Genomic DNA, 12,410 nt, shown 5'->3' with positions numbered 1-12,410 from the left:
GTGGTGCCGCGTCTACCATCCGCCGCTCGTTCCTCGTGGCTCCCGCCAGGCCCGCCACGACGCGGCACCACCACCCACCCCCGCCCGGCGTCGTCTCGCCCTGGTCTGCGCTCACCCTGGCGACTGCCCGCGTGGTGGGGTTCGTCTCCCCCCGCCCCGAGCACCGAGTCCACCCGCGCCCGCGGACCCGACCAGGCGGGTCTGAGACCTGACCACGGTTCTACCTCGGCGAACCACGGTTCTACTTCGGCGGGTCGGGAGTGCGTCAGCGGCGGGCGAGGGCCCAGCGGAAGGCGTTGCGCAGGAGGTAGGTGCCGTCGGGGCGGCGGAAAGGGCGGGCCGCGGCGAGGACGTCGGGGCGGAGCTCGGCGCGCAGGTCGTCCGACTCGCCGAACATGATCGCGGCGACGACCTCGTCCGCGTCGGCGAGGGCCATCGGCGCGTCGGCAACGCCCTCGGTGAGGACCGTGAAGCCGTGGTCGGTCAGGAGCGCGCCGAGGTGGCCCTCCTCGCGGCTCTCGTCGCTCGGCTCGTGGTCCTCGCCGGCGACGGCCCGTTCGAGGACGGTGAGGTCGTTGAGGTCGTCCTCCGCCCAGGTCGCGACGGCGACCAGCTCGCCCACGCGCCGGCACTCGCTCAACGTCTTGGCGACGTCGGTGAACGCGAGGGCGTTGACGAGGGTGACGAGGTCGAACGCGTCGTCGGACCAGGGGAGGCGTTCGGCCTGCGCGACGCGCAGGTCCGCCTCCGGGCTGCGCCGGCGCGCGACGTCGATCATCCCGGGGGCGGCGTCGCACCCGGCCGCGTCCGCCCCGCGCGCGAGCGCCAGGGCGACGAGCTCACCCGTGCCGCATCCGACGTCGAGCACGTGGGAGCCGGGCCCGACGCTCGCGGCGTCGAGGATCGCCTGCTGGGCGGGGGCCGCGGCGGGCGCCCACCAGCGCGCCCAGGCGTCGGCCAGTGCCGACCATTCGTCGACGTGGTCCACGGTCCCCCTCCGTGCGGGCTCGTCGGCCGGGCGGCCAGGTGGGTCAGACGTAGCGTTCGAGGATGCTCGACTCCGCGAGCCGCGAGAGGCCTTCGCGCACCGCGCGGGCGCGCTGCTCGCCGACGCCGTCGACGGTCATGAGGTCGTCGATGCTCGCCGCGAGGAGCTTCTGCAGGCCGCCGAAGTGCGCGACGAGCCGGTCGATGATCGTCGCCGGCAGGCGCGGGACCTTGGAGAGGAGCCGGTACCCGTGCGGCGCGACGGCGGCGTCGAGCGCGTCGCCGCCGCCCGGCAGGTCGAGCACGCGGCCGATCTGGCCGAGGTCGAGGAGCTGGGTCGAGTCCAGGCCGCCGAGGGCCTTCTGGACGTCGGCGAGCGAGCGGTCCTTGCGGCCGAGGTCCACGTAGTCGCGGATGACGAACTCGCGGTCGGAGCCGATGCCGCCGATGAGCTCGTCGAGCTGGAGCGCGAGGAGGCGACCGTCGGTGCCGAGCTCGATGACGTACCCCGCGATCTCCTCGGAGATGCGGGCGACCATCTCGAGGCGCTGCACGACCGCGCAGACGTCGCGGACCGTGACGAGATCCTCGATCTCGAGTGCGGACAGCGTGCCGGACACCTCGTCGAGGCGGGCGCGGTAGCGCTCGAGCGTCGCGAGCGCCTGGTTGGCGCGCGACAGGATCGTGTCGGAGTCCTCGAGGACGTGGCGCTGGCCGCCGACGTAGAGGGCGACGATCCGCATGGACTGGCTCACCGAGATGACGGGGAACCCGCTCTGCTTGGCGACGCGCTCCGCGGTGCGGTGCCGCGTCCCGGACTCGGTGGTCTCGATGGTCGGATCCGGCAGGAGCTGCACGGCCGCGCGCAGGATGCGGTTGGCGTCGCGGTCGAGCACGACCGCGCCGTCCATCTTGGACAGCTCGCGCAGGCGCGTCGCGGAGAAGCCGACGTCGAGGACGAACCCGCCCGAGCACATCTCCTCGACGACCTTGTCCAGGCCGAGCACGATGAGCGCGCCGGTCCGGCCGCGGAGGATACGTTCGAGACCGTCACGGAGCTCGGTCCCGGGCGCCACGGCGGCAAGGGTCTCCCGGAGCATCTCGTCGGGGTGCGCGGGGGAGTTGGCCACGGAGGAATCCTACGCTGCGAGCCCTTTCTCACCCCCGGGGACCCGCGGCAGCGGGCCACAATCGGGTCACGATCCGGTCTCGACGCGGCACGGGGGATCGTCGCCCGCGCCGTGCGGGGATCACCTGCGAGGGCGGAGAGGCTCCGGGGCCCCGTCGGGCGCGGCCGCGTAGCCGCGGTAGGCCGACGTCACCGCGCGCAGGTACGCGGCGATCACCTGCTGCTGCGCGGGCGAGAAGCCGTCGGCGGCGGAGTCCAGGGAGCGCCGGAGGGGGTCGAGCTCGGCGCGGACGCGCGTCCGGGCGGCCGTGGTGGGCTCGAGGCGGTACCGGCGCCGGTCCGTCTCGTCCCGGACGCGCTCGACGTGCCCGGCGCGCGCGAGCCGGTCCACGACCTCGGTGGCCGAGGAGCGGGTGACGGCGAGCCGTGCGCCGAGCTCCCCGGGGCCCAAGGGCTGGTCCGCCAGCGCGACGTGCTCGAGGGCGGCGGCGTCCGTGGCGCTCATCCGCAGCCGGTGCGCCAGGGCGGACGTCGCCTCGCCGATCGCGTCCTGGAGGTCTCGGAGCAGGTGGACCGACAACGCCGGCCCGGCGTCGGGGTGCTGGCTCATCGAACCACTCTACAAGCCAGATGCTACGGTTGCCGTACCATCTACCTGCCGGAGCCGCCCCATGACCTCCCCGCTGGCGCCCTCGGCGCAGCACGCCCCCGACGACGGCGCGTCGTCGCCGACCGGTGTCCCTGGCACGCCTCCCGCGCCCCGGCGTCGTCGGGTCCGCCGGGTGCTCGTGACGGTCGCGCTCGCGCTGATCGGGCTGCTCGTCGTCGCGGTCGCCGTGTTCCTCGTGTGGGCCGACGACACCTACCCCGCGGCACCGGAGGGACTCGCCGCCGTCCAGGAGGACCCGCGCGTCCGCCTGGACGACCGGGGCGACGTCGTCGTGCTGCGGCCCGCGGGGGAGGGCGACGGGAGCGGCCTCGTGTTCCTCGCCGGCGCCAAGGTCGAGCCGCAGGCGTACGCCGCGACGTTCCAGGAGGTCGCCGCGCAGGGCACGACGGTCGTCCTCGTCGAGCCGTTCCTCCACCTCGCGCTGCTGGAGCGTCGCCCGTTCGAGGCGTTCACGGCGCTCGCCCCGGAGGTCGACGCCTGGGCCGTGGGCGGGCACAGCATGGGCGGCGTCCGGGCGTGCACGTACGCCGAGTCGGAGGAGGTGCGCGCCCTCGTGCTCCTCGCGTCGTACTGCTCGCTCGGCGACCTGTCCGGCCGCTCCGACCTGGCTGCTCTCACCGTGACGGGCACGCAGGACGGGCTCGTCGACGAGGAGTCGATCGCCGCGTCGCTCCCGCTCATGCCGCCGGGTGCGGAGCGGGTGAGCATCGACGGCGCGACGCACGCCCAGTTCGGCGACTACGGCACCCAGAGCGGTGACGGCACGCCCACGATTCCGGACGCCGCGGCCCGCGAGCGCATCACCGACGTGCTCGTGCCGTTCCTGGGCTCGGTGGGCCGATGAGCGCGGACCAGCGGACGGTCGCCGTCCGCGACGCGGGCACGGCGGCTCCCGTGCTGCGACGGTGGTGGCAACGCCTGCCCGACCGGCTCGACCGGCGGGTCGTCGTGGCGGCGTGGGTCTCCTTCGTCGTCCAGGTGCTCCTCGTCGCGACCGGCGGGGCCGTCCGCCTGACGTCGTCGGGCCTGGGCTGCCCGACGTGGCCCCTGTGCACGTCCGACTCCCTGGTGAACACCCCGGAGATGGGCGTCCACGGGGTCATCGAGTTCGGCAACCGCACGCTCGCGGGGGTCGTCGGCGTCGCCGCGGTGGTCGTGCTGCTCCTGGTCGTCAGGGTGCGGCGCGAGCGTCGGGACCTCGCGCTGCTCGCCGGCACGGTCGTGCTGGGCGTCGCGGTCCAGGCGCTCGTGGGCGGGGTGACCGTCCTGACCGGCCTCAACCCGTTCGTCGTCGGCTTCCACTACGTCGCCTCGGTCGCGCTCGCGTGCGTGTGCGCGGCGTTCCTCGTCCGGCTCCGGGCCGAGCCCGCGGACGACGGGACCGCCCGTGCTCCGGCGGCGTTCCGGGCGGCGACCGCCGCCCTCGCGACGACGGCGGTCGTGACGATCCTCCTCGGCGTCCTCACGACGGGCGCAGGTCCGCACTCGGGCGACGCGCAGGCAGGGCGCAACGGGTTCGACGCGACGCTCCTCCAGCACGTGCACGCCTGGCCGAGCTACGTGCTCGTGGCCGTCACGGCGACGCTGACCGTCGTCGCGTGGGCCCGCCGGATGCCGGTCCGCGGGTGGCTCGGCGCGCTCCTCGCGCTGCAGGGCGTCCAGGTGCTGCTGGGCCTCTACCAGGCGCGCAACGGGCTGCCCGTCGTGGCAGTCGGTGCCCACATGGTGCTCGCCGCGCTGCTCGCGGCCGCGACGACGGTCGTCGTGCTGTCCGTCGCCGGGTACGGCCCGCGCGTGCACGGTCCTGCACGTTATGGCGTCGTCAGGCGGGGATGACGCGGACCTGCTCGCCCAGGGCGCGCACGACGTCCGACGCGGGGTCGGCGTCCGTGACGACGCCGGCGACGTCGCCGAACCCGACGACGCGGAACGGCGACGCCGCCCCGACCTTCTCGGAGGAGCCCAGCACGTAGGTCTCGGCCGCGCGCGCGGCGAGGGCCCGCTTCGTCGCCGCCTCGTCCGGGTCGCCCGTGGTGAGGCCGGCGTCCGGGTGGATGCCGGTGACGCCGAGCAGGAACAGGTCGGCCGACACGTGCTGCGCGGCCTCGACCGTCGCCGCCCCGCTGGTCACCGCCGAGTGCTTGAAGAGCCTGCCGCCCAGGACGATCACGTCGGCGACCGGGTGCTCGACGAGCGCCGTCGCGACCGTGGGGCTGTGCGTCACCACGGTGCACCGCAGGTCGGGCGGCAGCGCCGCCGCGACGGCGAGGGCCGTCGTCCCGCCGTCGAGGATGACGGTGCTCCCGGGATCGATCAGGCGGACCGCGGCCGCCGCCACCCGCTCCTTGCCCGCGACGGCGACCTGTCGGCGTCCCGCGTAGTCGGCGAGCGCCGGCGAGACCGGCAGCGCGCCGCCGTACACGCGTTGGCAGAGCCCCTCGGCGGCCAGCTCGCGCAGGTCCCGGCGGATGCTGTCCTCCGAGAGGCCGAGCTCCGCCGCCGCTGTCTTGGCGACGATCTTGCCGTCGCGGCGGAGGGTCGCGAGCAGGAGATCTCGTCTCTCGGCGGCCAGCATGCTTCTCCTCGTTAGTGCTTGATCGTGCACGTTCATGCCTATTCTAGGGGCATGAACCGACCTCTGCTCGTCCTCATCGCCGGCCCCTACCGCTCCGGGACGGACGGCGACCACGCCGCGATGGCGGCCAACCTGCGCCGCCTCGAGGAGGCGGCCTGGCCCGTCTTCGCCGCGGGGCACGTCCCCCTGATCGGCGAGTGGGTCGCGCTCCCGGTCCTGCGCTCGGCGGGCGCCACGGTGGACGACGACCTCGCGGCGGACGTGCTCTACCCGACCGCGCAGCGGCTCCTCGAGCATTGCGACGCGGTGCTGCGCCTACCCGGCGAGTCGGCGGGGGCCGACCAGGACGTCGCGATCGCCACGGCCCGCGGTCTCCCCGTCTACCACGACGTCTCCGAGCTGCCCCGTCGCGTCGAGACTGCTCCCGCGAGCTCCCGGTGAGCGGGGTCGCCGGCGTCGACGTCCCCGACCACCGCGGCCGCACGGGCCTGGACCAGGCCGGTCGTGCGCTGCGACGGAACCCGGACGTCGTCGTCCGCGACGTCGAGCTCACGTCGCAGGGGTGGCACGTGCTGCGCCGCACGACCTTCGACCTCCGGCGTCGGGACGGGCGCTGGCAGACGCTGCAGCGCGAGACGTACGACCGCGGCGACGGCGCGACGATCCTGCTCCACGACGCGGCGCGGTCGACCGTCCTGCTCACGCGGCAGTTCCGGTTCCCGGCGTACGTCAACGACCACCCGGACGGCATGCTCCTGGAGACGGCCGCCGGGCTGCTGGACGACGACGACCCCGAGACCGCGATCCGGCGCGAGGTCGCGGAGGAGGTCGGTGTGACCGTCGGTCCGGTCGCGCGCGTCTTCACCGCCTACATGAGCCCCGGGTCCGTCACCGAGAAGGTGCACTTCTTCGCGGCGCCGTACACCTCGCGCGACCGCACGGGCGCGGGCGGCGGGGTGGCGGACGAGGGCGAGGACATCGAGGTCGTCGAGATCCCGCTCGACGACGCGCTCGCCATGATCGAGGACGGTCGCATCGTCGACGGCAAGACGATCATGCTGCTGCAGTGGTGGGCGCTCGCGGGCGGGCGACCGGACGCCTGACGGCCCTCGGTCGCGGCCCGCGCGGGTCAGGTGCGCGCGAGCTCGACGGCCTCGCCGAGGTGGCGCGCGGGGAGGATCGTCATGCCCTCGACGGGGCGCGGGAACGAGCCGCGCGGCACGACGGCGCGCGTGAAGCCGAGGCGCGCGGCCTCGGCGAGGCGGCGGTCCAGACCCGTGACGGGGCGGATGTCGCCTGCGAGCCCGACCTCGCCGAACGCGACCGTGCCCTGGGGGAGCGCCTCGTCCTCGCGCGCGGAGAGCACGGCGAGCGCGATCGAGAGGTCGGCGGCGGGCTCCGTGACCCTGGCGCCGCCGACCGTCGACGCGTAGACGTCCTGGTCGACGAGCCGGACGCCAGCGTGGCGGTGCATGACGGCGAGGATCATCGCGAGGCGGCTCGAGTCCACGCCGCTCGTGGTCCGGCGCGGGTTGGTCAGGGAGCTTGGCACCACGAGCGACTGGATCTCGAGCGCGAGCGGGCGTCGCCCCTCGAGCGTGACCGTGACGCACGTGCCGGGAGACCCGGCGCCGGTGTGCGAGAGGAACAGCCCGCTCGGGTCGGCGAGACCGACGATGCCGTTCTCCGTGAGGTCGAAGCAGCCGACCTCGTCCGTCGGGCCGTAGCGGTTCTTCACGGCGCGCACGAGCCGCAGGCGCGAGTGCCGGTCCCCCTCGAACTGGCACACGACGTCGACCAGGTGCTCGAGCGTGCGCGGCCCGGCGACGGAGCCGTCCTTGGTGACGTGCCCCACGAGGATCACGGGCAGGTCGCGCGCCTTCGCCGCCGCGATGAGCGACGCCGCGACCTCGCGCACCTGGCTCACGCCGCCCGGTGCGCCCTCGACCTGCGCGGACGCGATGGTCTGCACGGAGTCCACGACGAGCAGGTCCGGCTCCGTCGCCTCGATGTGGCCGAGCACCGTCGCGAGGTCCGTCTCGGACGCGAGGAGCAGGCCGGGCGCGAGGGCACCGACGCGCTCGGCCCGCAGCCGCACCTGCCCCGCCGACTCCTCGCCCGTGATGTAGAGGACGCGCCGCGGCGTCGGGGCCGGGCGAGCGCTCTCGGCCGCACGTTCGCCGACCGGGCGCACCGTCGGCAGGTCCGACCCGCCGGCCGCGACGTTGCTCGCGACCACGAGGAGCAGGGTCGACTTGCCGACCCCCGGCTCGCCGGCGAGCAGCACCACCGCGCCCGGCACGATGCCGCCGCCGAGCACGCGGTCGAACTCCGAGACCCCGGTCGGGGTCGCGCGGGCGGCCTCGACGCTGATCTCCCCGATCGGTCGCGCGGGGGAGCGGGTCGGCGTGACCGCGGTGGTGCGCGGGCCCGAGGCCGCGGGGGCGTCCTCGGTCACCGTGCCCCACTCCTGGCACTCCCCGCAGCGCCCCACCCACTTGGCCGTGGTCCAGCCGCACTCGGAGCAGCGGTAGGCGGGGCGGGAGCGCTTGGCGGCCGCGGAGCGGGCCGCGGTGGTCGACGACGTCACGCGCCCCAACCTAGCCACGACCGCCGACACCGGCGCGACGCCGCGACGGGAACGCCCTCGCGCGGGATGCTGGGCGCATGCGCAGGCTCCCGCACGACAGCCCGTGGTGGACGCTCATCCTCACGGTCGCCTCTACGACGGCGTGCCTCACGGTCTACTACGGGATCCCGCTGCCGACCGACGAGGCCCCGGAGGTCGTCCAGCTCGTGGTGTTCGCCGTCGGGCTCGCGCTCCTGTCCGCGCTCCTCGTGGTCCAGGTGCGCCGCCAGCTCCGCGCGTGGAGGACGCCGAGCGTCCGGGTCCAGTCGGTGATGGGGCTGCTCCTGCCGGTGGTCACGTTCTTCGCCCTCTCCTACTACCTCATGGCGGACCAGTTCGTCGGCGTGGAGAACCGCACGGACGCGCTCTACTTCGCGGTCGTGACGCTCGGGACCGTCGGGTACGGCGACGTCCACCCGGTCGGCGAGGCGGCCAAGATCGTGGTGATGGTCCAGATCGTGCTCGACCTCGTCGTGGTCGGCGTGCTCGTGTCCATCGCCACGACGCGCGCCCGCGCGCGTGCGGAACGGCGCGATGAGCACGGGCCGCAGACCGAAAACCGGACAGACTGATTTTCTTCTCTCGCTGAGCGACCGAGTACCTTCCGGGCGCCGTCTCGCGCGGTATCCCGCGCCTCTCCGCTCCCGGCGGCAGGCGCCGGGCCACGGGATGCGAACCGGAGGTCGGCGCTGACACCGAAAACCATTGCGATGTGGTTTCCGTATGTGGCATGGTCGGCACCGGACGACCGGCTCGACGACGAGAGGTGCACGCCCGTGACGACGCGAGCGCGACGACGGCCCGCACGCCGCACCGCCGAGGTGCGCGGCGCCGTCGGACCGCCCGCCACGACCGCCACCCCACGCCCGACGACGGTGCCGCGACGACGGCGGTGACGCGTCCGACCCCCGCCCGCGGGGGCGTCACCGTCGGCCGGCCGCGCACCCGGCCGCCCTGCCCGCCGGCACGGGCTCCACGACCGTGCGCCCCGGGGGCCGAGGGAACTCCCGGGGTGCACGACCTCCACGCAGGACCCGCTGGTCCGCGCCGTGCTGGCACGAGCGCGACCCGACCGACAGGAGAGCAGCCCATGACCCACAGACCGACCACCCGACCGTCACGCGGCCGGAGCCCGGCCCGGACCGCGCTCGCGAGCGTGCTCAGCACCGGGCTGGCGCTCACCGGGCTCGCGGCGACGGCGGCCCCGGCCTCCGCCGCGGACCCGTACACGTTCACGAGCACCGAGAACCCGATCCTCGGCGACGGCAGCTACTACTCCGCCGATCCCGCCCCGCTCGTCGTCCCGGCGGGCGCGCCCGGCAACGACACGGGCGAGGACGAGCTCTACATCTACACGGGCCACGACGAGGCCGGCCCGACGCGCAACGACTTCATCATGAACGAGTGGGGCGCGTTCGTGACGAGCGACGTGGACGCGGGGGAGTGGACCCACCACCCGTCGCTCATGCGGCCCGAGGACGTGTTCGACTGGGCGACGCCCGGCCGCGCGTACGCGGGGCAGGTCGTCCAGGGCGTCGACGGGCGCTACTACTGGTACGTCCCGGTGCACGAGGCGAACAGCCCCGCGAACGACGCGTTCGGCATCGGCGTCGCCGTGTCGGACACCCCGACCGGCCCCTGGGCCGACCACGTCGGTGCGCCGATCATCTCCCAGCGCGTCCCGACCCCGAACTCGATCCACAACATCGACCCCACGATCCTGGTCGACGGCGAGGGCGACGACGCCCGTGTCTACGTCTGGTGGGGCAGCTTCTCCAACCTGCGCATGCTCGAGCTCGCGCAGGACATGAAGACCCCCGTCGGTCAGGTCCGCACGGTCACCGGGCTGACCGGCTTCTTCGAGGCAGCGTGGGCGTTCGAGCGGAGCGGGACGTACTACCTGGCGTACGCGGGCAACAACGCGGGCCCGACGTCGGCGTGCACCCCGGCGAACTACCACGCGTGCATCGCGTACGCGACGGCGTCGACCCCGCAGGGGCCGTGGACGTACCGCGGCACGGTGCTCGCCCCTGTCTCCTCGACGACGAGCCACCCGGGCATCCTCGAGTTCGACGGCGAGTGGTGGATCGCGTACCACACGGCCGACGCCGAGGGCGGCAACCACTTCCGGCGATCGGTCGCGATCGACCGCGTCGAGTGGGACGACACGCAGTCGCCGCCGCGCATGAAGCAGGTCGTCACGACACCCGCGAAGGGCAGGGACACGACGCCGCGCGCGAACGTCGCGCAGGAGGCGACGGTCACGGTCTCGAACGAGCCCGTCCCCACGCAGTACTGGAAGAAGGCGCTCAACGACGAGATCGTGCGGCCCAACCCGCTGCCCCCGGACATGTGGGGCACCTGGACGGGCAACAACCCGCCGCAGCAGTGGGTCCAGTACACGTGGGACCGGCCGATGCGCCTCGCGGGCTCGCAGATCGAGTTCTGGAACGACCAGCCGCAGGGCACGGGTGTCGGTGTCGCCGCCCCCGCGTCGTGGCGCATCCAGTACTGGGACGCGTCGGACGGCGGCGCGTGGGTCGACGTGCCGAACCCCAGCGCCTACGGCACCGGGACGAGCGGCTTCCAGGACACGACGTTCGACCCGGTCACCACGACGCAGGTGCGCGCCGTCCTCGAGGCCTCGACGAACGGCAGCACGTACTCGGCCGTGGCCGTCGAGGAGTGGAAGGTCCTCGCCGAGCAGCCCGACGCCGTCGAGCCGCCCGGCGTGACGGTCGAGGTCGGCGAGACCGACCTGCCCGGGACGGTCCCGGTGACGTTCGCCGGCGGCGAGACGCTCCAGGTCCCCGCCTTCTGGGACGAGGTCACCGCCGCCGACGTCGCCGCACCCGGCACGTTCGCCGTCGAGGGGTCCGTGCTCGGCTACGCGGGCGGTCGCGTGAGCACGGAGGTCACCGTGATCCCTGCCGAGGCGGCGGAGGGCGACGAGACCGCGCCGACCGTGACGCTCACGCCGCTGGGCAGCGCCGGGAGCGACGGCTGGTTCCGCTCCGACGTGCGCGTGCGGGTCGACGGCGCCGACGACTCCGGAGGCCGCGTGGTCCTGGCGACGACCGTCGACGACGGCGCCCCCGTCACCACGGAGCCGACGCGCGCCACCGAGGTGGCCGTGGCGGGCGACGGCGAGCACCGCGTCGTCGCGACGGCCACCGACCGCGCGGGCAACGTCTCGGACGAGGCAGCGCTCGACGTCCGGATCGACCGCGTGGCCCCCGTCAGCACCGGCGTGCTGGACGACGACGCCCGGACGGTGACGGTCACCGCGACCGACGCGACCTCCGGGGTCGCGCGCGTCGAGTACGCGATCGGCACCGGGGAGTGGCGGACGTACGAGGGCCCCGTGGCCGCTCCGGACACGAGCCAGCACCGCGTGTCGTTCCGCGCCGTCGACGCCGCGGGCAACGCCGAGACGCCGAAGGTCGTCACGATCCCGGCGGACATCTCGGGCCCGCTCACGGGGAACGTCGCACCGATCGCCACGGTCAGCGCCTCGTACACCGCCGGGTGGAACAGCGTCGGGGCGCTCCACGACGGCGCCGACCCGGCGAACCCGAGCCAGGCCCAGATCTGGGGCACGTGGTCCGGGACGCGACCGGCCACGCAGTGGGTCCGGTACGACTGGTCGCGCCCGATCCGGCTCACCGGCGCGGAGCTGAAGTTCTGGCGGGACTCGGAGCCGGGGACCGGGGACGGCGTCGTCCGGCCCGACTCGTGGGTGCTCGAGTACTGGGACGACACGGCGCAGTCCTGGGTTCCCGTGGCGAACCCGTCCACGTACGGCACGAGCACGACCGCGTTCAACACCGTGACGTTCGACCCCGTCACCACGTCGCGCCTCCGGGCGACCTTCTCGGCGAACGGGAACGGCACGACGTACTCGGCGGTCGCCGTCACCGAGTGGCGCGCGTTCGCGGACGACCCGGGGACGGGCGGCCCGGAGCCCGTGCTGCCCGTCACGGTCACCGCGCAGGCGCGCTGCCTCGCCGGGAAGGCGTACGTCGCCGTGGTCGCCACCCACGGTCACGACACCCCGGTCGACCTCGTGCTCGAGACGCCCTACGGCTCGCGGTCCTTCGGGGCGGTCGCTCCGGGCAAGAGCGCCTACCAGTCGTTCGCGGTCCGCGCGGCAGCGGTCGAGGCGGGCACCGTCGTCGTGCACGCGACGGGCACCGTCGACGGCGTCGAGGTCACGACGCAGACCGAGGCGGAGCACGCCGCCCTGGGCTGCGGATGACGCCCCCGACGTATACCGGGGGATGACGGGCGGGTGAACCGCCGACGCGGGGGGCCGCCCCCCCCCCCCCCCGGGGGGGGGGGGGGCGCCCGCGGGCGCGCGCCGGGGCGGCCGTGCCCGCGGGGGGCGGGGGCGGGCCCGGCGCCGCGGTGAGTCGGCGAG

11 protein-coding genes are annotated in these 12,410 nt (G+C 74.7%); 6 read left to right on the top strand and 5 right to left on the bottom strand.

From position 1 onward, the window contains the following. Window positions 1–265 precede the first annotated feature (265 nt). The 3 genes from ACFWH7_RS16790 to ACFWH7_RS16780 all read right to left on the bottom strand — a co-directional run bounded on the left by ACFWH7_RS16790 (window position 266) and on the right by ACFWH7_RS16780 (window position 2,726). Complete coding sequence (locus ACFWH7_RS16790; protein ID WP_378218078.1) at window positions 266–988, bottom strand: class I SAM-dependent methyltransferase; 723 nt, start codon at window positions 986–988, stop codon at window positions 266–268. Window positions 989–1,031: 43 nt separating this feature from the next. Continuing rightward, window positions 1,032–2,117, bottom strand: coding sequence for a DNA integrity scanning diadenylate cyclase DisA (gene disA / locus ACFWH7_RS16785; RefSeq protein ID WP_141389547.1), 1,086 nt, complete (start codon window positions 2,115–2,117; stop codon window positions 1,032–1,034). Between the two features lie 120 nt (window positions 2,118–2,237). Next, complete coding sequence (locus ACFWH7_RS16780; protein WP_378218075.1) at window positions 2,238–2,726, bottom strand: MarR family winged helix-turn-helix transcriptional regulator; 489 nt, start codon at window positions 2,724–2,726, stop codon at window positions 2,238–2,240. A gap of 61 nt (window positions 2,727–2,787) precedes the next feature. On the opposite strand from ACFWH7_RS16780, the gene ACFWH7_RS16775 reads away from it, so the two are divergent. Both ACFWH7_RS16775 and ACFWH7_RS16770 read left to right on the top strand, forming a co-directional pair. Then, the gene (locus ACFWH7_RS16775) at window positions 2,788–3,630 is read left to right on the top strand and encodes an alpha/beta hydrolase (protein WP_378218073.1); all 843 of its coding nucleotides are present in this window, start codon (window positions 2,788–2,790) and stop codon (window positions 3,628–3,630) included. Further along, complete coding sequence (locus ACFWH7_RS16770; RefSeq protein WP_378218071.1) at window positions 3,627–4,622, top strand: COX15/CtaA family protein; 996 nt, start codon at window positions 3,627–3,629, stop codon at window positions 4,620–4,622. The genes ACFWH7_RS16775 and ACFWH7_RS16770 overlap by 4 nt, the downstream gene beginning before the upstream one ends. Here the strand turns inward: ACFWH7_RS16770 and ACFWH7_RS16765 are convergent. Then, complete coding sequence (locus ACFWH7_RS16765; protein WP_378218069.1) at window positions 4,609–5,361, bottom strand: DeoR/GlpR family DNA-binding transcription regulator; 753 nt, start codon at window positions 5,359–5,361, stop codon at window positions 4,609–4,611. The genes ACFWH7_RS16770 and ACFWH7_RS16765 overlap by 14 nt on opposite strands. Before the next feature lie 51 nt (window positions 5,362–5,412). Here ACFWH7_RS16765 and ACFWH7_RS16760 point away from each other — a divergent pair, with 51 nt between their 5' ends. Further along, the gene (locus ACFWH7_RS16760) at window positions 5,413–5,802 is read left to right on the top strand and encodes a DUF4406 domain-containing protein (protein ID WP_378218067.1); all 390 of its coding nucleotides are present in this window, start codon (window positions 5,413–5,415) and stop codon (window positions 5,800–5,802) included. Then, window positions 5,799–6,464 (top strand): NUDIX domain-containing protein, encoded by a 666-nt coding sequence (locus ACFWH7_RS16755; protein ID WP_378218065.1) that lies wholly within the window; start codon window positions 5,799–5,801, stop codon window positions 6,462–6,464. Before ACFWH7_RS16760 ends, ACFWH7_RS16755 begins: the two co-directional genes overlap by 4 nt. 26 nt (window positions 6,465–6,490) lie before the next feature. Here the strand turns inward: ACFWH7_RS16755 and ACFWH7_RS16750 are convergent, their stop codons facing one another. Further along, a complete protein-coding gene (locus ACFWH7_RS16750; RefSeq protein WP_378218063.1) occupies window positions 6,491–7,951 on the bottom strand; it encodes a DNA repair protein RadA in 1,461 nt (486 codons plus the stop codon). A 77-nt stretch (window positions 7,952–8,028) separates the two neighbouring features. Here ACFWH7_RS16750 and ACFWH7_RS16745 point away from each other — a divergent pair, with 77 nt between their 5' ends. Both ACFWH7_RS16745 and ACFWH7_RS16740 read left to right on the top strand, forming a co-directional pair. Further along, window positions 8,029–8,562, top strand: coding sequence for a potassium channel family protein (locus ACFWH7_RS16745; protein ID WP_378218061.1), 534 nt, complete (start codon window positions 8,029–8,031; stop codon window positions 8,560–8,562). Window positions 8,563–9,080: 518 nt separating this feature from the next. Continuing rightward, a complete protein-coding gene (locus tag ACFWH7_RS16740; protein ID WP_378218059.1) occupies window positions 9,081–12,248 on the top strand; it encodes a family 43 glycosylhydrolase in 3,168 nt (1,055 codons plus the stop codon). Window positions 12,249–12,410: the final 162 nt, after the last annotated feature.

Source organism: Cellulosimicrobium cellulans (assembly GCF_042723955.1).
In the GTDB taxonomy this organism is placed as follows: domain Bacteria; phylum Actinomycetota; class Actinomycetes; order Actinomycetales; family Cellulomonadaceae; genus Cellulosimicrobium; species Cellulosimicrobium cellulans_H.
This window is presented reverse-complemented; position numbering and strand designations above follow the sequence as displayed.